Below are 20,553 nucleotides of genomic sequence, written 5' to 3'. Positions count from 1 at the left end.
AATGAATGTTGTTGTTATCGGCTCTGGTAGTTGGGGGACGGCCCTTGCTATTAAATCCGTTTTAGCTGGAAATACTACAACTATATATTGTCGTCGTCCAGAATTTGCAGATAAACTTGCAAAAGACTTAGAGAATAAAGACTATTTACCAGGTGTAAAACTTCCAGAAGAATTACAATATAGTTCTGATTTAGAGGCCTGTATTAGTAATGCCGAAGTGGTATTAATGGTTACTCCTTCTGTACATGTACGTACCAGTTTAGAGGCTATTAAACCGTATGCTCATAAAAATCAAGCCTATATTCTATGTTCAAAAGGTGTAGAACGAACCAGTGGCAAACTTTTGACGACTGTGATGAAAGAGGTTCTTGCTACCATAGGGTGTAATTTAGCGGTTTTGTCTGGACCTAATCATGCAGAAGAGGTTGGTCGCAACTTACCTGCTGCATCTGTGCTGAGTACTGAAAGCCTAGAGGTAGCTACAACATTGCAAAAGGCATTATGTAGTCAAAATTTTAGAATTTATGCAAATACTGATATGATTGGTGTTGAACTAGCAGGAGCCACGAAAAACATCATTGCCCTTGCAGCTGGTATTGCAGATGGTTTAGCTTTAGGGGATAATTGTAAGGCTTTACTATTAACACGTGGTCTTCATGAGATGACTCGCTTTGGGGTGGCCTTAGGGGCCCAAAAAGAAACCTATGCTGGTCTTGCTGGTATGGGGGATTTGATTGCTACTTGTATGAGCCCACATGGTCGTAACCGTGCGGCTGGTCAAAAACTAGCCGAGGGTAAGACTATGGATTTTATTGTTAATCATACTAATATGGTTGTAGAAGGATTTTTCGCAACAGAAATTATTTATACAATGGCTTGTAAACATCAAATTGAAATGCCTATAACGAAGGCTTTATATGAGGTTTTATACGAAAAAAAATCTCCATCCATAGCATTAGCTGAGTTGATGGGGCGTGATATTAAAATTGAAGTATCATAAATAAAAGATACTTTTAATTTGGTTATTTATATACTATAATTAATGAGTATAATCTTGTGAGGGTTGTATGCGAATTATTGGCGGAACTGCTAAGGGACATGCTATAAAAGCACCTAAAGGATTAGATACTAGGCCTACACTTGATCGTGTTCGTGAAAGTGTATTTAATGTATTAGCCAATAAAGGTATATTTGGTTCTGATATACTAGATATATTTTCTGGCACTGGTGCAGTAGCAATTGAAGCCTTAAGTCGTGGTGCAGCACATGCAGTAGCAGTGGACTTTAAAACGGGAAAACTAATTTTAGAGAATGCTAAACATTGTCGTGTGGATGATCGGTTAGAAATTATTCCGAGGAAACTTTCACAATTAAAAAATTATATAGTAGGGCGACAGTTCGATTATATATTTTCTGACCCGCCATATGAAAATGGATTTATACAAGATACCATAGATTTGGTTGTGAACTATGATTTGTTAAAACCTGAAGGTGTTTTATTATTAGAACATCATAAGGATGAGGTTTTTACCTTACCAGAATCATGGGAATGTATAAAAGAACAGAAATTTGGTTATACGTTGGTTTCCTATTTTGTAAAGACAGCCGAAAGGAGCTAAACCTGTGCGTATAGGTGTATGTCCGGGTAGTTTTGACCCAGTTACTAATGGACATGTTGATATTTTTGAACGGGGCAGCCGATTGGTTGATAAATTAATCATTGCTGTCAGCTCAAATCCGAATAAAAATTCCTTATTTTCTATGGAAGAACGGGTTGAGATGATTCGAAATTCTGTCAAACATATTCCTAATGTTGAAATTGATTGTACAGGTGGCTTACTCAATGAGTATGTTAAATCCAAGAATGCTACTATTATTATTCGAGGATTACGTGCATTGAGCGACTTTGAATATGAATTTCAGCGCGCATTATTTGCAAAATATTTGGATGATGACATTGAAACAGTATTTATTATGACAAATAACAAATACTCTTTTGTCAGCTCCACGGGTATTCGTGAACTAGCTAAATTTGGTGGTAAGCTAGATGGTCTTGTTCCGGATGATGTTAAGGAAAAACTTGAAGAACGCTTTAATACGGTCCATAATAAATAGGGGTGAATTGTATGAAAACAGAAAAATTATTAGAAGATTTAGAGGTTCTTATTGAATCTAGCAGCCGTATTCCTATGACTACAAAACGTATGGTTGAGGAAGACGAAATTATGCGTATTATTGATTCTATTCAGGAATCCTTACCTTTGGAACTTGAAGAATCTCGTCGTATTGTAGCAGATAAAGATAAAGTGTTAGCTGATGCTCAACGTCAGGCTGAAACTTTGATTGATCAAGCTAAAGACTACATTGCTAAATTGACAGCTGAAAGTGAACTTGTAAAACAAGCTCAAGAACAAGCGAATCAAATTATTAATGCAGCAAATCAATCCTCTGATGAGTTGAAAGCTAGTTCTATTCAATATGCTGGTGATGTTCTTAAATATGTTGAAAACAACTTGGAAAAAACATTGGAAAGCTTGCGTCAAAATCGTGAAAGTTTGAAACAAACTGAACAACGTACAGAAGAAAACCAATAGTTTAAACAAAGGCTAGATATCATATTATATCTAGCCTCTTTTTTTATATTTTAAATTCCATAGAAAACTTAAGATAAGTAATATCAATTTTCAGATCAATATGTAAAAAATAATGTGAGCGAAATAATAAACCAAAAATAAAAGCGAAGGGATACCTTCGCTTTTATCATTCTCTATAGTTTTCTGGCTTTTTCGGCTCCACAATCATAGTTTGATGGGTATTAAAAATAACAAATCCCAAAGGAGATCCAGGTGGCTTTTTGATATTTTTAATGTATGTATAATCTACCGGGACCTTACTAGTATCACGAGCTTTACTGAAGTAGGCTGCATATTGAGCTACTTTAGATAGAATCATATCGTCTGGCTCAACATTGAGTCTTAAAATAAGGTGCGAACCTTGGATATCCTGTGTATGGAACCAAATGTCAGTTGGCTTTGCAAATCGGTGTGTTAAATATTCGTTTTGTTGATTGTTACGACCGATGAATATTTCACCTTCATCAATTGTTAAGTGAATGTAGTTAGATTTGCCAAGCTTGTAAGATAGTGGTTTTTTTGATTTTTTTATGATACCTGCATCCATGCATTCTTTGCGTATTTCTTCTAAGCTTTCACGAGTTGTGGCTAAAGAGATGCTGTACAGAATAGATTGTAAGTATGCTAGTTTTGTAGTACTAGCATTGAGTTGGAACTCGCCACTAACCATACGATTTTTTAGTTTTGTATAAAGCTTATAATACCATTGTGCATTTTCCACAATCGTTAAGTTTGGCTTTAAAGGAATCGTTAACATTTCATTTTCTTCGGAAAGAAGATTTTGTAATTCAATAGAAGGCTCATATTGCACTTGAAGGTGTGCATTTATCATTAGAAGATCACCATATAATTTATAGGTTTCCATTTTCTTAGTATCTTCTAATTCATCTTTGATCTTTTGATGGCGACCTTCTTCCTTTTTGATGGCTGCTGTTAAGATTTTTTCTAACTCTTTATCAGCTGTATAAATTGCCTTTGTATTATGAATAGATTCCTCTAAGGCTTCAGAAATAGTGTTATATTCTTTTAATACCTTATAGTTATGTAATAAAATACTTGTGTAAGCTTTTTTATTGTTATCGTTGACTAAAGTAAATAAACCTTTGCTATTTTCGAGTTTTACCTTGAGGTCGTACAAGGCTTTAGCAAGTGTATCTAGTTGAGAAGTATCTAAATCAGTTATGATTTCTTCACCACTTAATTTGGAAATATATAAAAGCTCATCCAATAAAGGTTTACCAAAACCGTTAAAGATAGCTCGAATAGATTGCTGCACAGAGCCATTACCAAAGGAAGTAAGTAGATTTTTTATTTCATTATTATCAAAGTCCATTAAACTTACGCGATTAGCATTAGGTGGTAAATCATACTGTATTTTTGGACTAATAATACGTTCACGGTTCATGAGAGGGGAGACGTGAATTAAGGATTCTAAAATAATACCGTCTTGTACGAAGATACAGTTGGAATATTTGCCCATTAATTCAATATAAATATATGTACTCGTAATAGAACCGTCCATTTCTAGTTTATCCGTTTGGATACACATGATACGGTCACCGTTGATTTGTTCCACCTTTACGATGCGGCTACCTTCAATATGCTTTCGTAAGAACATGCAAAGTGAGCTTGGTTCTTTTGGTAGATCTTGAAGTGGTTGGCTAAGATACATTGCTGGTGTGGCACCTACGGTAATAATTAAGTTTTGGTCTTCGTTAAGTGCTCGAACTTTAAATAATAATGTAGTTTTATCTATTTGATATAGTTTTTGTATTTGACCTGTTTGTAGTCGCTCGTTTAATTCTTTAGCGAGTACAGACATGGTAAGTCCGTCTAAATTCATAGTACTCCTTTCAAATATATTTAGAAGTATAGTTTAGTATACCATAGTGTACATATAATTCTTAGTATTTAAACACGGATTGTGTAATTCGTGGTACAATAATAAAAACTACTAAGGAGGATGATTTATGAAAAGTATGACCGGTTTTGGTTCTGGCACAGCAACCAAAGATGGCATTACCTGTACGGTAGAAATTAAGTCCGTAAACGCTCGCTTCTTGGATCTGTTTATTCGTAGTCCAAAACAAATGAATCCTTTTGAAAGTACTATTCGTGGAATGATACAAGATCGTATTACTCGTGGTAAGGTTGAGGTATCAGTTTCTATTTTAGATGCAGGGGAGCGACCTAAAACTTTTACTATTAATAGTGTATTGAGAAAACAAATACAAGAGTTGTTGGTACAAGAAGAATTCTATGATGATTCAAAAAAGGTACCTTTACAAGCTGTAAATTCGATTTCTACCGAATGGGTTCAACAACAAGATACACCAATTGCAGAAGATGTTCTATTAGATATTGTGAAAGAAGCTACGACTCAAGCATTAGATGCTTTAATAGCAATGCGAACTGCGGAAGGTCAACATATCAAGCAGGATTTATTAGATCGTATCGATACACTTGAAAAGATCATTACTAAAATTGACACTAATAAATCTGGTGCTGTAGAAGCATATCGCGAACACATAAAAACTAAAATTCAGGAATATTTAGTTTCTTTAGAAGCGAGTATTAGTGAGGATCGTTTTATACAAGAGATTGCTCTATTAGCTGATAAGACGGATATTACGGAAGAGATTGTCCGATTTACCTCTCATGTGGTACAATTAAGAAATACACTTGCAGATACAAACTCAATCGGTCGTAAGATTGATTTTATTTTGCAAGAAATGAATCGTGAGGTAAATACAATCGGCTCCAAAGCAATGGATTCGATTATTACTGAGTTTGTGGTTCAACTTAAATGTGAGTTAGAGAAAATTAGAGAACAAGTACAGAATGTAGAGTAATAGGAGGTCTATGAATGAGTATTCAATTACTGAATATAGGCTTTGGTAATATGGTATCTGCTAACCGTGTTATGGCTATTATTAGTCCTGAATCCGCCCCTATAAAGCGGATGGTTCAAGATGCTAGAGATAAGGGATTGCTCATTGATGCCACATATGGTCGTAAGACACGTGCTGTATTAGTTATGGATAGTGGTCAAATTGTATTATCTGCAATTCAACCTGAAACCGTAGCACATCGACTTGTGCAACATGATGTGGATGTAGATACAGTGGAATCATAGGAGTGCATATGTCAGACAGAGGATTATTAATCGTTATATCCGGGCCATCTGGCGCAGGTAAAGGTACGATTTGTGCGAATATTCGTAAAGAAATGCCTAATTTAGTTTATTCCGTTTCTATGACAACCCGTGCTCCACGTGTGGGTGAAAGGGAAGGAATTAACTATTTCTTCCGCTCTAAAGAGGAATTTGAGTCTTTGCTTAGTGAAGACGCATTCTTAGAATATGCTAAGGTATATGATAATTACTATGGTACTCCAAAACAGCATGTAATGGATTTATTAGATGATGGGAAAAGTGTACTATTAGAAATCGATATTCAAGGCGCTATGCAGGTTAAGGAACGTTTTAGCGATGCTGTATTTATTTACATTGTACCGCCGTCACTATCGGAGTTATCTGAACGTTTACATAATCGTGGCACAGATGCTAAAGAAGTCATTGATAAACGATTGTCATTGGCTTGTTCAGAATTAGCCTTAGCTCATCGTTATGACTATATCGTCGTAAATGATGATTTAGCAGAGGCTTCTGAAAAGGTTGCCTCTATCTTGCGAGCTGAGTCTTGTAAGATTAGTCGTAATAAAGAGCAAATTCAATATATTTATAAACAATATCAAGAGTCTAAGGAGAAGTGATAGTATGATGGTAAAACCTCCATTAAAAAAATTGGAAAGCCAAGTAGATAGCAAATATACATTGGTGACTTTAGCGGCTAAACGCGCTCGCGAATTAACAGATGGAGAACCTTGCTTAGCAGAATCTACACATGCGACTGACAAGCCTGTATCTTTGGCATTTTATGAAATTGCTGAAGGTGAAGTGACATATAAACGCACTAAAGAAGGCATTAAATAAAAAATCAATTCCTTGTATCAATGATACAAGGAATTTTTAAAAGGAGAAGAACATGCGCGGAAAACATATCATTGTCGCAGTATCTGCAGGTATTGCAGCGTATAAGGCAATTGAAGTGGTAAGCAGACTTCGTAAAAAAGGGGCTGAAGTAAAGGTTGTAATGACACAAAATGCAACGCATATTGCGTCACCTTTAACATTTGGTGAAATTAGTGGACATCCTGTAGCTTTAGACATGTTTGAACAAGTTCATCAGTGGGATGTAGAACATATTGCACTGGCCACTTGGGCAGATGCATATGTAGTTGTGCCTGCAACAGCAAATGTGATCGGAAAAATTTATGCAGGCATTGCTGATGATATGTTAACTACAACAATTATGGCCACCACAGCACCTAAGTACCTTTGTCCTGCTATGAATACAGAAATGTATAATAATCTTATTACTCAACGCAATTTAGAAGGATTACGTTCTTTGGGCTACCATATTATGGACCCTGCAGAAGGTTGGTTAGCTTGTGGTATCACTGGTGTAGGACGTTTACCGGAGCCCGAAGCAATTGTGGATTGGCTAGAAGCTAAAATGTGCAGCACCAATGAGCTTGAAGGTACTACTATACTTGTTACAGCTGGCGGAACACAGGAGAGTATTGATCCTGTTCGGTATATTGGAAATCGTTCTAGCGGTAAGATGGGGTATGCCATTGCAGAACAGGCTGCACGCATGGGGGCTAAGGTGATATTAGTAAGTGCTCCCACATCCTTGCCTATACCAAATAGCGTAGACTTTATTTCTGTAGATTCCGCGGTATCTATGCAGGAGGCTGTTGAAGCTCGTTATAATGATGTTAATGTAGTTATTATGGCTGCCGCTGTTTCTGACTTTAGAGTCCTTCATAAAGCAGAGAAAAAAATAAAAAAAATGGAGTCTATGACCATAGAACTTGTAAAAAATCCAGATATTCTACAAGGGTTGGGCTCTAAAAAAAGTCATCAAATTCTTGTTGGTTTTGCGGCAGAAACAGAACATGTAATCAAGTATGGTCAGGATAAAGTGGCTAAAAAAAATCTAGATATGCTTGTAGCCAATGATGTAAGCAAATCGAATGCAGGTTTTAATGTAGATACGAATGAAGGCTATTTTTTATATCCTGATAAAGAGCCTAAAGAAATGCCTAATATGAAAAAATCTGACCTTGCTCGACATATCCTTAGAGAAGTTATTGATTTAGTAGCAAACAGAGCTGATATAAATTAATTCTTGTGTGTGTTGTTTTAAAAAGGGTGTGTTTTTCTTACATGTTTGCTATACAAAAAGCATATTTAGACGGCTCATTAGGAAAAGGAAAATGGAGTAATAATATTATCGCCGGATTGGTCGTAGGGGTTGTGGCTCTGCCTTTAGCAATGGCCTTTGCTATTGCTAGTGGAGTTACACCGCAGGCGGGCATTTATACGGCAATCATTGCAGGTATTTTTGTATCCTTGTTTGGTGGCTCCCCTGTTCAGATTGCGGGCCCTACAGGGGCATTTATCGTTCTATTGAGCAGTATCGTTGTCAATTATGGCTTTGAAGGTTTACAAATTGCGACCATGATGGCAGGAGTTATTCTGGTTTTAATGAGTGTTGCAAAGTTAGGGACAGTCATTCGGTTTATACCCACACCTGTTATTATGGGTTTTACAGCGGGTATTGGTGTTACAATTTGGGTGGGGCAATGGCCATATTTCTTTGGATTTCCACCGTTGCCTTATATGGCTCATTTCCATGAAAAATTATGGACTATGATTCAGTCCTTACCATACTCTGACTTACCTACATTGGGGATTGCGATCTTAAGCTTAAGTCTACTGTTAATTTTACCTAAAATCCCATATATTAATAAAGTTCCAGCTCCCATTGTAGCTATGATTGTTGCTACGGTTATTCAAGCCATCTACCAATTTCCTACGGTTTTAACCATTGGTAGTGCATTTGGTGGCATACCTCAAGGTTTGCCAGAATTTTCTGTACCAAAATTGAGTTTTGATAAAATCTTATCCTTAATCGGGCCGGCTTTTACAATTGCCATGCTAGGCGCTATTGAATCCTTATTGTCTGCAGTTGTTGCTGATGGTATGAGTGGCACCAAGCATGAATCTAATACTGAATTATTTGGACAAGGATTAGCTAATATATTTGCGCCATTGTTTGGTGGAATTGCATCAACCGGTGCTATTGCGCGAACTGCCACAAATATTCGTCAAGGTGGTAATTCTCCGGTGGCAGGTATTGTTCATGCCATTACATTAGGTGCCATTCTTTTATTTTTAGCCCCATATGCAGTGTATATTCCGTTGGCATCTATGGCAGCCATATTATTTGTAGTAGCCTACAATATGAGTGATGTACCACGTTTTATACGAATGCTTATTCTCGCACCTCGTCCAGATCAAATAATATTATTGCTTACCTTTTTCCTGACTATTTTTACGGATTTAGTAGTAGCTGTAAATGTAGGTGTAGTACTTGCAGTGTTGCAGTTTATGCGCAAAATGGTTAATACAATTGATGTGCATGAAGCAAGTAGTGCCGAATTATCAGCTCAGATTAGGCATGAGATTACAATCCATCCAGAAATAATGGTATACACTGTAGATGGCCCATTATTCTTTGGTGCTATAAGTGCATTTGATAGAGCGTTAAACTCTATACATAAAGATCCTAAATATTTAATCATTCGTTTTGTAAAAGCACCATTTGTAGATTTAACGGGTTTACGTATTTTACGAGGTATTATTGAAGAACTGCAAAAAAGAGGCATAGAAGTTTTGCTTAGTGATGTGAGTTACGATATACGTAGAGAGATGTATAAATCTGATTTCTTGGATATTCTGGGTCGTCATCATATGTATCGTCAGTTTGAAAGTGCCCTTCATAAGGCCGAACATGATTTAGCTTTAAAAGAGGCAAGAGAGGTATAATAATGACTTGCTTTCTCACTGTAAATACACTATAATATTTTTGTAACTCATCAAGAGTAGTGGAGGGATAGGCCCTGTGAAGCTACAGCAACCATTCCAAGCGGAAAAGGTGCTAATTCCTATGACAAATGTCGTTAGATGGGAGGGTCTCTCATGAGTGCATGAGAGACTTTTTTTCGTATTAGGAGGATAAAATGGCTGAAAAACATATGTTTTTTACTTCTGAATCTGTTACTGAAGGCCATCCAGATAAAATAGCTGACCAAATTTCTGATGCTGTTTTGGATGCGATTATTGAAAAGGATCCAACTGCTCGTGTGGCTTGTGAAACTTTAGTTACTACTGGTTTAGTTCATGTAGTAGGTGAAATTTCTACTCATACATATGTTGATATTCCTCGCATCGTACGTGATACAATTCGTGAAATTGGTTATACTCGTGCAAAATTTGGTTTTGATTGTGATACTTGTGGTGTACTTGTATCCATCGATGAACAATCTGCGGATATCGCCATGGGCGTTGATGAAGCACTTGAATCAAAAGATGGCAATGGTGAAGTGCTTGATAAAATCGGTGCTGGTGACCAAGGTATGATGTTTGGCTATGCATCTAATGAAACACCTGAACTCATGCCTTTGCCAATTTCCTTGGCACATCGTTTATCTCGTCGACTTACAGAAGTTCGTAAGGATGGGACCTTAACTTACTTACGTCCAGACGGTAAAACTCAAGTTACTGTAGAATATGTTGATGGTAAACCTAAGCGCATTGATACAATTGTTATTTCTACGCAACATAGCCCTGAAGTGACCCAAGAACAAATTAAAGCCGATTTGAAGCGTTATGTAATTGACGCAGCGTTGCCTGCTGAATTCGTTGATGAAAATACTAAATACTTCATCAATCCAACTGGTCGTTTCGTAATTGGAGGCCCTCATGGTGATGCTGGTTTAACTGGCCGTAAAATTATTGTAGATACATACGGTGGTATGGCCCGTCATGGTGGCGGTGCATTTTCTGGTAAGGATCCATCTAAAGTGGACCGTTCTGCAGCATACGCAGCACGTTATGTAGCTAAAAATGTTGTAGCAGCAGGTCTTGCTGATAAATGTGAAGTGCAAGTTGCTTATGCAATTGGGGTTGCTCATCCTGTATCTATTTTAGTTGATACTTTTGGTACAGGTCGCATAGAGGAAACAAAAATTCAAGAGCTTGTTAAAAAACATTTCGACCTTCGTCCAGCAGGAATCATTGAAATGCTTGATTTGTTAAAGCCTCATTATCGCAAAACTGCAGCGTATGGTCACTTTGGTAGAACTGATGTGGATTTACCTTGGGAACGTACAGATAAAGCACAAATTCTAAAAGAAGAAGCTGGCTTATAATACAAAAGGTCTTGGTAGAATTTCTACTGAGACCTTTTATAATAAACGAAAGGAAATAATGTATGCGCGTAGCACAAGTTATAATTAACAGACCAGCCAAACAACTTCATAAACCTTTGAGCTATTTAATGCCTGAAAAGTTTGGTAATGTTTTACCTGGTACGCGCGTACTCATTCCTTTAGGACATAGTCGTGAAGAAGGCATTCTTATTGGTTACGACGAGTTAGTTGAGCCACCAGAGTTCACTTTACGAAATATTGTGCAAGTATTAGATAGTGAACCTTGGTTTACACCGGAAATGATGGATACGGCCCGTCGTCTAAATGAGTATTATTTATTCTCTTATGGCGATGCATTGCGATTGTTTACAGTGAATAAGACATTAAAATCTTACGAGGCACCAAAGGAAGAATGGTTAGTAGTTATGCCAGAATTTTCGGTGGCACAATTTAGTGAACGGAAAAAGAAACAACGAGAATTAGCAAAATACTTACTTGAAGTGGGCGGAGCATCTAAGGCATTACTGCTAGCTAAAGGCTATTCTCGTATGGTCATTAAACAAATGAGTGAAGCTAAAGGTATTGTCGTTGAAGCTCGTTTTAAAGCCACAAAAACAACATTTGATGAGCTTTTAACAGAAGAAGTTAATATTCCTCTTACTGAAGCTCAACAAGCTGTATATGGACCAATACAAGCTGCAATGAATAGCCATGAACATAAAACCTTTTTACTTCATGGTGTCACTGGTAGTGGTAAGACTCAATTATATTTACGTGCTACAGCAAAATGTATTAGTCAGGATAAGACGGCTATTATTTTAGTACCTGAAATTATATTGACTGATCAAATTGTGAGACGATTTGTAGAAACTTTTGGTGACGAAGTCGTAGTATTTCATAGTAAATTGACGGTACAACAACGGAACAATAATTGGGATCGTTTGCGCCGTAAGGATAGTCACATTATTATTGGCGCTCGTTCTGCCGTATTTGCGCCAGCTGAGGATATCGGCCTTATTGTGGTCGATGAAGAACATGATCCATCTTATAAACAAGAGGATATGGTTCGATATCATGCACGTAACGTGGCATTGTGGCGTGCTGAGGCACATGGTTGTCCCGTTATTTTAGGTTCTGCTACACCATCTGTTACTTCGTACTATAAAGCTAAGCAAGGGGAGTATCATTTACTAGAGTTGCCAAATCGCATTTTTGAGCAACCTATGCCGAAGGTTACTATAGTAGATATGAAGGAAGAAATTCTTCATGGAAATTACTCCGTTTTTTCTGATGCCATGAGTCGCTTAATTCAACATACATTAGATGAGCATAATCAAATGATTATTCTGTTAAATAGACGCGGTTATAGTACTTTTGTTATGTGCCGGGATTGTGGGGAAACTATTATGTGTCCTCATTGTGATGTAGCTATGGTTTATCACCAAGCTGGTGAAGAATTGCGTTGTCATTATTGTGAACATCATGAACCAATTCCAACTGTTTGTCCCAAATGTAATAGTAAGAGGATTAAGTTTTTTGGTTCAGGCACACAAAAGGTAGAGGAAGAGTTACGTCGTCACTTTAAATCGGCCCGCATTGCTCGTCTTGATCAAGATGTGACAAAAAATAAGCAATTAGCAGAAGATATTTTACATGACTTTGGGGCTCATAAATATGATATTTTGTTGGGAACACAAATGGTATCTAAAGGTCATGACTTTAAAGATGTAACAGCTGTTGGTATTTTAACAGCCGATTCAGTTTTGAATATTCCTGTTTATACAGCTTCAGAACGAACTTTTGATTTACTTACTCAAACCTCTGGACGTGCTGGTAGGGGTGAAAAACCGGGTAGCGTTGTAATACAAACATATAATCCTTTAAATTATGCTATAATAAAGAGTAAGGCTCATGATTATATAGGCTTTTACAATGAAGAAATTAAAAATCGTAAAGCTTTAGGATATCCTCCATTTCGCGAAATGATTCATATGGTAGTGCGTCATCAAGATATGAAAATATTAGAGTCTATAGCAAATCGTATTGTCGATGACTTGGAGTCTTATAAAGGAAATCAGGATATTTTGATTAATGGTCCTTATGAAGCGCCTATAAAAAAAGTGCGCGATATGTATCGTTTAGCTATTATGATTCGCGGTACAGATTTAACAAATTTGAAAGAATATATATATAACTCATGGATTTTCACGCAAGAAGGACTGCTGATTGACGTGGATCCCGTGTAGTGTAGGAGTATCAATGGCTGTATTAGATGTTGTGAAAGCAGGTCATCCCGTTTTAAAACAAGTGGCGGAACCTGTAGAACATGTTAATAAAAAACTTAGAGTCCTTATCGATGATATGGCTGAAACTATGTATAAGACTGAAGGGGTTGGTCTTGCAGCACCTCAAGTGGCTGTAGCTAAACGTATTATCGTTGTAGATGACCAATCTGGTAGTGGTCTTATTGCGCTAATTAACCCTGAAATCACTCATGCTGAAGGTTCTCAAGTTGGACCTGAAGGATGCTTAAGTGTGCCAGGATATTTCGGAGATGTGGAACGATTTAATAAAGTCACTGTTAAAGGTATTGATCCACATAATAAGAAGGTAACTATAAAAGCTGAAGGTTTTTTGGCGCGTATTTTCCAACATGAAATTGATCACTTGGAAGGTCATTTGTTTATTGAAAAAGCAACTAACTTACGATTAATTACTGATCATCCAGAGGAGAAAGAAATTGTCTGATAATAAACAATTACGCATCGTTTTTATGGGGACACCAGACTTTTCTGTGCCTACCTTAGAGGCTTTGATTCAAGCTGGTCATTCTATTGTCGGTGTGTATTGCCAGCCTGATAAACAAAAAGGGCGTGGTAAACAAGTTCAAATGCCCCCTGTAAAAGTAGCTGCTTTAGAGCATGACTTGCCTGTATATCAACCAGTCACTTTGCGTGATGAACAAGTGAGAGCCGAATTAGAAGCATTACAACCAGATGTAGTGATTGTTATTGCGTATGGTAAAATATTACCTCCTTGGCTTATTCGATTGCCGCAATATGGTTGCATTAATGTTCATGCCTCTATTTTACCTAGTTATAGAGGCGCTGCGCCAATTCATTATGCAATTCTTAATGGAGACTCTAAAACGGGTGTTACCATAATGCATATGGATGATGGCCTTGATACAGGTGATATCATTGACATTGTGGAGATAGATATTTTACCCGGTGAAACGACAGGACAGTTATTTGAACGTATAGCTGTACTGGGGGGTGAAACTATAGTGCCTGTATTAACTCGTTGGGTTAATGGAGAAATTGTGGCTACACCACAAGATGATTCAATGGCTACACATACTACTAAGATTACAAAGGAAATGGGGCAGATCGACTGGTCTAAGCCGGCTAATGAAATTGCAAATCTCATTAGAGGACTTAATCCAGCACCTGGATGTTATACATATCTCGATGGAAAACGTTTAAAAGTATGGTCTGGAGAAGTGGTTCCCAGTGATACGACTCACTGTTTGATAGATGTCCATGGTAAACATGTACCAATTGCTATATCAGCCACAACTGTGCCTGGTACAATCGTATCTAAAATAGCCGGTTTAGGTGTATTTTGTGGTGATGGAAATATAATTCTATTAACAGAAGTCCAACCAGAAAATAAAAAACGCATTTCTGCAATTGATTTTATAAATGGTCATCAAATAAAGGAAGGTATCGTTTTTGGGGACTCAATATAAGCAGTACGAAACGTATCCGTTATACTTGATTTTATCAACTATTACATGTGCTTTGCTCACAGCAGTACTAGCCTTTCTAATGTATATATTAGAACCAGGACTTTTACAATTGCATCCATTTGCATCAATTATAAGTAGTGTAGTTATATCTATACTTATTGCTATTATATGGATTTTGTGCTTATCTTTAATTGTTGCTAGCACAGGTATTATAAGGTTACATCCTATTGTTTTAAGACTAGCCAATCAGTTTATTTATGGATTATTTCCATTAACTTTGGCGATTGGTAAGGTGAGAGGGGTTACTAAGGATCAACTCCGCCAGTCTATGATTGATTTAATCAATCATTTAGTAATGCTAGATATGTATACGGTAGATCCAGAACGTATATTATTATTAACTCCTCACTGTTTACAAGAAAGTTCGTGTGTTCATAAGGTTACACATGATGTATATAATTGTAAGCAGTGTGGGCGATGCCAGGTTGGTAATTTGTTGCAAGTGGCTAAGGACTATGGTTGTCAATTTATAGTTGTCACTGGAGGCACCTTAGCGCGGATGAAGGTAAAGGAAGCACGCCCAAAAGCTATTGTAGCAATAGCTTGCGAACGAGATTTAGCAAGTGGAATGGCTGATGTATTTCCCATCCCAGTTATTGGGGTATTAAATGAACGTCCTAATGGGCCATGTTGTAATACAACAGTCGATTCTGAACGTGTTCGAGCAGTAGTAGAACAATTGATTGGTAGGAATAGTAATGATAGAGGTAAAGACTAATCAACAACAAAATATTCGATTGCTCGCTGTAAAAGCATTGAGTGAAATTAATCGCAATGGTGCTTATGCAAATATAAAGTTGCAAGAGTATTTACAGAAATATCATCTATCCGATTTAGATCGAAGATTCTTTACTGAACTTGTGTATGGGGTCATTCGTAGAAAAAATTACTTGGATGCTATTATTGTTCACTTTGCAAAGCGACCCTTAAAGAAACTATCTTCTATGGTTGTGGAAATCCTTAGACTTGGTATTTATCAAATTATCTATATGGATAAGGTTCCTGAAAGTGCGGCTGTTAACGAATCTGTTAAACTCGCCAAAAAGCTAACTAGAGGTTTATCTGGTTTTGTAAATGCTGTTTTGCGTTCGGTTTTACGTGAAAGTGATAGCATTTCTATCGGTGAACTAGCTAAGTCCGAAGCTGAAGAAATTTCCTTTATCTACAATCAACCATTATGGCTTGTCAACTTATGGATAAAAGAAATGGGAAAAGATAAGACCGTAGATCTTTGTTCTTGGTTTAATGAACAACCTCGTTTGACGGCTCGCATAAATACAGTGAAAGTATCTACTGAGGATTGTTTAAAAGAATTAGAAGATTTAGATTGGATTGTAGAACAGGATACATATATTCCTGAAGTAGTTTATATTGATGGACATCAAGGTCATTTAGAAAAAGCTAAACCTGTTTTAGAAGGTCATATTACTTTTATGGATAAAGCATCTATGTTAGTAGCCCATGTGGTAGATCCTCAACCAGGAGAGCTTATCTTAGACTGTTGTGCTGCACCAGGTGGCAAGTCTATGCATATGGCAAGTCTTATGAATAATACAGGAGCTATTATGAGTTGTGATATTTACGACCATAAATTAGAACTGATTAATCAAAATGCTGAGCGATTAGGTGTATCTATTATTTCTACTAAGCTTCAAGATGGTCGTTATCTTCCTGATAATTGGAAAGAACAATTTGATCGCGTCTTAGTTGATGCTCCTTGTTCTGGTCTAGGTATATTACAAAAGAAATTAGACATGCGTTGGCGTAAAACAGAGTCTTTACTTATTGAGTTGCCGCCGTTACAACTTGAAATATTAGAAAAAGCTTCTGAAATGGTTAAGGTTAATGGATATTTAGTATATTCCACATGTACTATGAATAGTGGTGAAAATGAAGCTGTTCTAAATAAATTCTTGGCAATTCATAAGAACTTTATCATCGATCCTGTATCATATAAAGGGGCACCACAAGCTATAGATGGTATGATTACAACCTATCCACCGCGAGATCATATGGATGGTTTCTTTATGGCTCGCATGAAACGCTTATCATAATATAAGAAATGGAGCACCATGATAGAATTATTGGGTAAGTCTTTAGAAGAATTACAATCTATCTTTAAGACCCATAATATACAAAAGTTTCGAGCGAAACAGTTAATTGACTATATCTATCATAGATATATTTTTGATTTTGAAGACATGACACAATTTCCGAAAGACTTGCGTCAATGGCTAGGTGATAATTGTGTTATTTCTTTACCTACATTAATTACAGAGTCTATTGCCCCTGATGGAAAGACTCGCAAAATACTTGTAGAGATGTCAGATCAAAGTCGTGTGGAAGCAGTTTTGATGGAGCAACACTATGGGTATTCTGTATGTGTTTCCTCTCAAGTGGGGTGTGCTATGGGATGTGTATTCTGTGCTTCTACACAAGGTGGCTTATACAGAGATTTAACAGTCGCTGAGATTATTGGACAAGTTGTCATATTTGGGGCTCTTACTAAAGAGGAAATACATTCTGTTGTCGTTATGGGCGCAGGGGAGCCGTTACAAAATTATGATAATGTATTACAAGCATTACAACTACTACATGATCCTATGATTTGTAATATTAGTTATCGTAAGATGACGATTTCCACTTGTGGTTGGGTTCCTAATATTTATAAATTAGCTGATGAAGGTTTGCCAATAACCTTAGCACTTTCATTACATGCTACAAATAATGAAGTTCGTCGTAGTATTATGCCCGTTGGGGCACGTTATGAATTGACGGAAGTCTTAGATGCGGTAAAATACTATTATAATACGACACAGCGTCGTGTTACCTTTGAGTATATTCTTATAGATTCTGTAAATGCATCTATGGATGAGGCTCATGCTTTGGGGAAAATCTGTAAAGATTTCCCAAATTGTCATGTTAACTTGATCCCAGTTAATGGCAATGAACATATTGAATTATATAAACCATCTATTACGAATATGAATACATTTAAAGACATCGTCAGTTCCTATGGTGTATCAGTAACGGTACGAAAGGAAATGGGCGATGCAATCCAAGCCGCATGTGGGCAGTTAAAGGCTGCTCATGGTCGGAAAAAGGAGAATCATGAATAATTTTGTTGGTTTAAGTAAAATTGGGCTTGTGCGCCAGCGTAACGAGGACCGTTTCTTCATTGATGGCCATATTTGTGCTGTTACTGATGGCATGGGTGGTTATAGCGGTGGTGAAATTGCAAGTACCTATGCTGTAGATGAAATAAAAGAATATTTGTCCTCCCTTGAAACGATAGGTCAACAAGACTTATGTGATGCTATTATTCACGCTAATCAACGTATTGTAAATCGCGTTGCTTGTGAAGAACGTCTTGCTGGTATGGGTACTACCGCTGTAGTTACAGCTATAAATGGTAATCAACTTTACTGGGCAAGTGTTGGTGATAGTCGTTTGTATGTATATAGAGATGGTCATTTACGACAAATTACTACGGATCATTCTATGGTACAAGAATTATTAACAGCTGGAGAGATTACAAAGGATGAAATGCTAAATCACCCTCAACGGAATTTATTAACTCGCGCAGTTGGTGTTGATGAAATCTTAGAGGTTGATAGTGGCGTAGAATCTATTCTTCCCGGTGATCGTATTTTACTTTGCACTGATGGATTAAGTGGCTATGTATCCGATGATGTAATTGCCTCTGCATTACAATCAACGGATGATGATATGTTGGTTATTGAATCATTGATGGAAGCTGTATATGAAGTCGGAGCAGGAGATAATGTGACCATTGTGGTGGGAACAATCTAATCTAGAAATGGAGAAATAATGAGTACTATGAATATAAAAGGCATACTTCTAGATAACCGCTACCGAATTGTTGATAAAATTGGCGTTGGTGGAATGGCTGATGTATACCTTGGAGAAGATACCTTACTAGGTAGACAAGTAGCAATAAAAGTATTGCATGCTAATTTTGCAAATGATGACGAATTTGTGACTCGATTTAAACGAGAAGCACAAGCGGCAGGTAAATTAAATCATCCAAATATTGTAAATATGTATGATGTAGGTTTTGATCAAAATCTACATTACATTGTCATGGAATATGTAGATGGTGAAACCTTAAAAAAATATATAACTCGTCATGGAAGACTGTCCATAGATGAGGCTGTTAAATTTACTATCGCCATAGCTGAAGGCTTAGAACACGCGCATACAATGGGCATTGTTCATTGTGATATAAAGCCACATAATGTTATTATTACCAATACGGGGCGCGTTAAAGTAACTGACTTTGGTATTGCTCGTGCAATAAATGCAACTAACACAGTTATGTATACGAATTCGATTTTGGGTTCAGCACACTATTTATCACCAGAGCAAGCTAGTGGTAAACCGGTAGACGGCAATACAGATATCTATTCTCTGGGTGTCGTATTGTATGAAATGCTTACAGGTCGTGTACCATTTGAAGGGGAAACGCCAATTGCGGTAGCATTAAAACATGTTCGTGAGAAGGTAGAACCTCCAACACGATATAATCCATCAATTCCTCCGCTTTTAGAAGCTGTTGTTATGAAAGCATTATCTAAAAATCCTGCTGATCGATTTGATTCTATCTCTGATATGATCAGTGATTTGCGATTATCTCAAGGTTTTACGATGGGCAAAACACAACGTCATGAACCATATGACTTTGCTACACAAATGATTCCTGCTGTTGATCCTGAAGCACTTGAAGATCTTAGTACGATTCAAGAAGAACGAAAAGAAGAGGGTAAAAAGAAGAGTATGTTAAGTAAAATTGCATCGATTCCACAAAAATACATCGTTCTAGGTGCTGCTGTCATTTTCTTAGTAGCATTTTTAGGTGCTTTCTTAAGCTACGGTAATTTCTGGAGTAATACAACAGTAGATGTACCTAATGTGGTAGGCAAACAAGTTTCTGTAGCAAAAAATATCTTAGAAGATAAACATTTGCGTGTGTCTACAAGTGAAGTCACAAATCCAGATGTGCCAGCTGGTCAAGTTATTTCTCAAACTCCTGGAGCTGGAGAGAAGGTTAAAGAGCAACGAACAATCCATCTTGTGGTTTCTAAAGGTGTAGGCGATATTACGGTGCCAGATTTAACTGATTTAACTGTGGATCAAGCCCGTCAACGACTTAAAGATTTAGGTTTAGTTGTGGGGAAAATAACACAGCAATCTGTAGATGGTAAAAAAGATGGTGTAATCATTGCTCAGAGTCCTTCCGGAGATTCTAAAGTGTCTAAAGGGACAACAATTGATCTCGTTGTAAATAAAGCGAAGGCTAAGAAAGTCAAAGTACCTAATCTTGTTGGTATGACATTAAAAGATGCTCGTGATACATTGAGTAATATTCAACTAGGTGTAAACCAAGTATCTGGATCTGTGGAAGAAAAATCTGTGGTTATAGAGCAAAGCATTAAAGCTGGCGATGAAATTGACGAAGGCTCCACATTAAATCTTACGACTGAGTTCAAAGATGATAAAAAGAAATCTGATAAAAAAGATGGAAACAGTGGTAATAAAACAACTGGTACTATAGATGTTACTGTACCAGCTGGTTCTAAAAATCAAGAACTTAAAATTGTCGTAAAAGATGATGAAGGTTCCGCAGTAATTTATGATGATACCAATAAACCTGGAGATCGTATTGTTCGAAAAGTGTCCGGTGTAGGTAATGTACGTATTGAGGTATACCTCAATGGTGCATTAGTGCAAGAAACTGCATTATAA

Annotated in this window: 20 protein-coding genes and 1 riboswitch; of the genes, 19 read left to right on the top strand and 1 reads right to left on the bottom strand. The window is 37.0% G+C overall.

The annotated features are described in order from the left end of the window. The first annotated feature begins 1 nt into the window (after nucleotide 1). The 4 genes from ACMKPP_RS07900 (at nucleotide 2) to ACMKPP_RS07885 (ending at nucleotide 2,594) form a co-directional block, all read left to right on the top strand. Nucleotides 2-1,000 (top strand): NAD(P)H-dependent glycerol-3-phosphate dehydrogenase, encoded by a 999-nt coding sequence (locus ACMKPP_RS07900; RefSeq protein ID WP_004693223.1) that lies wholly within the window; start codon nucleotides 2-4, stop codon nucleotides 998-1,000. A gap of 67 nt (nucleotides 1,001-1,067) precedes the next feature. Next, nucleotides 1,068-1,619, top strand: a complete 552-nt coding sequence (gene rsmD, locus ACMKPP_RS07895) for a 16S rRNA (guanine(966)-N(2))-methyltransferase RsmD (RefSeq protein WP_004693225.1) — start codon at nucleotides 1,068-1,070, stop codon at nucleotides 1,617-1,619. A 4-nt stretch (nucleotides 1,620-1,623) separates the two neighbouring features. Beyond that, nucleotides 1,624-2,115: a pantetheine-phosphate adenylyltransferase gene (coaD, locus tag ACMKPP_RS07890; protein ID WP_004693226.1), complete on the top strand. Its 492-nt coding sequence runs from the start codon at nucleotides 1,624-1,626 to the stop codon at nucleotides 2,113-2,115. A gap of 11 nt (nucleotides 2,116-2,126) precedes the next feature. Continuing rightward, nucleotides 2,127-2,594, top strand: a complete 468-nt coding sequence (locus ACMKPP_RS07885) for a hypothetical protein (protein ID WP_004693228.1) — start codon at nucleotides 2,127-2,129, stop codon at nucleotides 2,592-2,594. A 166-nt stretch (nucleotides 2,595-2,760) separates the two neighbouring features. Here ACMKPP_RS07885 and ACMKPP_RS07880 read toward each other — a convergent pair whose 3' ends face one another. Further along, the gene (locus ACMKPP_RS07880; RefSeq protein WP_205112393.1) at nucleotides 2,761-4,476 is read right to left on the bottom strand and encodes an Rqc2 family fibronectin-binding protein; all 1,716 of its coding nucleotides are present in this window, start codon (nucleotides 4,474-4,476) and stop codon (nucleotides 2,761-2,763) included. Nucleotides 4,477-4,603: 127 nt separating this feature from the next. Between ACMKPP_RS07880 and ACMKPP_RS07875 the strand changes: the two genes are divergently transcribed. From ACMKPP_RS07875 to pknB, 15 genes are all read left to right on the top strand, one after another. Continuing rightward, nucleotides 4,604-5,485 (top strand): YicC/YloC family endoribonuclease, encoded by an 882-nt coding sequence (locus tag ACMKPP_RS07875; RefSeq protein WP_418369584.1) that lies wholly within the window; start codon nucleotides 4,604-4,606, stop codon nucleotides 5,483-5,485. A gap of 14 nt (nucleotides 5,486-5,499) precedes the next feature. Continuing rightward, nucleotides 5,500-5,769 carry an extracellular matrix/biofilm regulator RemA gene (gene remA / locus ACMKPP_RS07870; RefSeq protein ID WP_004695657.1) on the top strand — a complete coding sequence of 90 codons (270 nt, stop codon included), beginning with the start codon at nucleotides 5,500-5,502 and terminating at the stop codon, nucleotides 5,767-5,769. Nucleotides 5,770-5,777: 8 nt separating this feature from the next. Next, nucleotides 5,778-6,407 (top strand): guanylate kinase, encoded by a 630-nt coding sequence (gene gmk / locus ACMKPP_RS07865; RefSeq protein WP_012864305.1) that lies wholly within the window; start codon nucleotides 5,778-5,780, stop codon nucleotides 6,405-6,407. A 4-nt stretch (nucleotides 6,408-6,411) separates the two neighbouring features. Next, on the top strand, nucleotides 6,412-6,627 hold the full coding sequence (rpoZ, locus tag ACMKPP_RS07860) for a DNA-directed RNA polymerase subunit omega (RefSeq protein ID WP_004695660.1): 216 nt from the start codon (nucleotides 6,412-6,414) through the stop codon (nucleotides 6,625-6,627). 52 nt (nucleotides 6,628-6,679) lie between these two features. Further along, a complete protein-coding gene (gene coaBC / locus ACMKPP_RS07855; protein ID WP_418369583.1) occupies nucleotides 6,680-7,885 on the top strand; it encodes a bifunctional phosphopantothenoylcysteine decarboxylase/phosphopantothenate--cysteine ligase CoaBC in 1,206 nt (401 codons plus the stop codon). 41 nt (nucleotides 7,886-7,926) lie between these two features. Next, nucleotides 7,927-9,591, top strand: coding sequence for a SulP family inorganic anion transporter (locus tag ACMKPP_RS07850; RefSeq protein ID WP_418369582.1), 1,665 nt, complete (start codon nucleotides 7,927-7,929; stop codon nucleotides 9,589-9,591). Nucleotides 9,592-9,635: 44 nt separating this feature from the next. Beyond that, a riboswitch (SAM riboswitch) is annotated at nucleotides 9,636-9,736 on the top strand. Nucleotides 9,737-9,785: 49 nt separating this feature from the next. Then, nucleotides 9,786-10,976, top strand: a complete 1,191-nt coding sequence (gene metK, locus ACMKPP_RS07845; RefSeq protein WP_004695665.1) for a methionine adenosyltransferase — start codon at nucleotides 9,786-9,788, stop codon at nucleotides 10,974-10,976. A gap of 62 nt (nucleotides 10,977-11,038) precedes the next feature. Beyond that, entirely contained in the window at nucleotides 11,039-13,222 is a 2,184-nt protein-coding gene (gene priA / locus ACMKPP_RS07840) for a replication restart helicase PriA (RefSeq protein WP_418369581.1), read from the top strand. A gap of 13 nt (nucleotides 13,223-13,235) precedes the next feature. Continuing rightward, nucleotides 13,236-13,724 (top strand): peptide deformylase, encoded by a 489-nt coding sequence (gene def, locus ACMKPP_RS07835; protein ID WP_012864309.1) that lies wholly within the window; start codon nucleotides 13,236-13,238, stop codon nucleotides 13,722-13,724. Beyond that, nucleotides 13,717-14,727: a methionyl-tRNA formyltransferase gene (fmt, locus tag ACMKPP_RS07830; RefSeq protein ID WP_004695671.1), complete on the top strand. Its 1,011-nt coding sequence runs from the start codon at nucleotides 13,717-13,719 to the stop codon at nucleotides 14,725-14,727. Before def ends, fmt begins: the two co-directional genes overlap by 8 nt. Continuing rightward, a complete protein-coding gene (locus tag ACMKPP_RS07825) occupies nucleotides 14,711-15,505 on the top strand; it encodes a DUF116 domain-containing protein (protein ID WP_004695673.1) in 795 nt (264 codons plus the stop codon). Before fmt ends, ACMKPP_RS07825 begins: the two co-directional genes overlap by 17 nt. Next, complete coding sequence (gene rsmB, locus ACMKPP_RS07820) at nucleotides 15,486-16,841, top strand: 16S rRNA (cytosine(967)-C(5))-methyltransferase RsmB (protein ID WP_418369580.1); 1,356 nt, start codon at nucleotides 15,486-15,488, stop codon at nucleotides 16,839-16,841. Before ACMKPP_RS07825 ends, rsmB begins: the two co-directional genes overlap by 20 nt. 18 nt (nucleotides 16,842-16,859) lie before the next feature. Beyond that, the gene (rlmN, locus tag ACMKPP_RS07815) at nucleotides 16,860-17,906 is read left to right on the top strand and encodes a dual-specificity RNA methyltransferase RlmN (protein ID WP_021148108.1); all 1,047 of its coding nucleotides are present in this window, start codon (nucleotides 16,860-16,862) and stop codon (nucleotides 17,904-17,906) included. After that, nucleotides 17,899-18,600 carry a Stp1/IreP family PP2C-type Ser/Thr phosphatase gene (locus ACMKPP_RS07810; protein WP_004697417.1) on the top strand — a complete coding sequence of 234 codons (702 nt, stop codon included), beginning with the start codon at nucleotides 17,899-17,901 and terminating at the stop codon, nucleotides 18,598-18,600. Before rlmN ends, ACMKPP_RS07810 begins: the two co-directional genes overlap by 8 nt. Before the next feature lie 27 nt (nucleotides 18,601-18,627). Then, a complete protein-coding gene (gene pknB / locus ACMKPP_RS07805; RefSeq protein ID WP_042466902.1) occupies nucleotides 18,628-20,553 on the top strand; it encodes a Stk1 family PASTA domain-containing Ser/Thr kinase in 1,926 nt (641 codons plus the stop codon).

The organism is Veillonella parvula, from assembly GCF_048309325.1.
GTDB classification, from domain to species: Bacteria; Bacillota; Negativicutes; order Veillonellales; family Veillonellaceae; genus Veillonella; species Veillonella parvula_T.
This window is presented reverse-complemented; position numbering and strand designations above follow the sequence as displayed.

Excerpts from the sequence above, each read along its gene's own strand:
- ACMKPP_RS07880 (WP_205112393.1), bottom strand. The coding sequence starts at position 4,476 with ATGAATTTAGACGGACTTACCATGTCTGTACTCGCTAAAGAATTAAAC.
- ACMKPP_RS07810 (WP_004697417.1), top strand. The coding sequence starts at position 17,899 with ATGAATAATTTTGTTGGTTTAAGTAAAATTGGGCTTGTGCGCCAGCGT.
- rpoZ (WP_004695660.1), top strand. The coding sequence starts at position 6,412 with ATGATGGTAAAACCTCCATTAAAAAAATTGGAAAGCCAAGTAGATAGC.
- ACMKPP_RS07900 (WP_004693223.1), top strand. The coding sequence starts at position 2 with ATGAATGTTGTTGTTATCGGCTCTGGTAGTTGGGGGACGGCCCTTGCT.
- ACMKPP_RS07850 (WP_418369582.1), top strand. The coding sequence starts at position 7,927 with ATGTTTGCTATACAAAAAGCATATTTAGACGGCTCATTAGGAAAAGGA.
- ACMKPP_RS07875 (WP_418369584.1), top strand. The coding sequence starts at position 4,604 with ATGAAAAGTATGACCGGTTTTGGTTCTGGCACAGCAACCAAAGATGGC.
- priA (WP_418369581.1), top strand. The coding sequence starts at position 11,039 with ATGCGCGTAGCACAAGTTATAATTAACAGACCAGCCAAACAACTTCAT.
- pknB (WP_042466902.1), top strand. The coding sequence starts at position 18,628 with ATGAATATAAAAGGCATACTTCTAGATAACCGCTACCGAATTGTTGAT.
- coaBC (WP_418369583.1), top strand. The coding sequence starts at position 6,680 with ATGCGCGGAAAACATATCATTGTCGCAGTATCTGCAGGTATTGCAGCG.
- gmk (WP_012864305.1), top strand. The coding sequence starts at position 5,778 with ATGTCAGACAGAGGATTATTAATCGTTATATCCGGGCCATCTGGCGCA.
- def (WP_012864309.1), top strand. The coding sequence starts at position 13,236 with ATGGCTGTATTAGATGTTGTGAAAGCAGGTCATCCCGTTTTAAAACAA.
- metK (WP_004695665.1), top strand. The coding sequence starts at position 9,786 with ATGGCTGAAAAACATATGTTTTTTACTTCTGAATCTGTTACTGAAGGC.
- rlmN (WP_021148108.1), top strand. The coding sequence starts at position 16,860 with ATGATAGAATTATTGGGTAAGTCTTTAGAAGAATTACAATCTATCTTT.
- ACMKPP_RS07885 (WP_004693228.1), top strand. The coding sequence starts at position 2,127 with ATGAAAACAGAAAAATTATTAGAAGATTTAGAGGTTCTTATTGAATCT.
- rsmD (WP_004693225.1), top strand. The coding sequence starts at position 1,068 with ATGCGAATTATTGGCGGAACTGCTAAGGGACATGCTATAAAAGCACCT.
- rsmB (WP_418369580.1), top strand. The coding sequence starts at position 15,486 with ATGATAGAGGTAAAGACTAATCAACAACAAAATATTCGATTGCTCGCT.
- remA (WP_004695657.1), top strand. The coding sequence starts at position 5,500 with ATGAGTATTCAATTACTGAATATAGGCTTTGGTAATATGGTATCTGCT.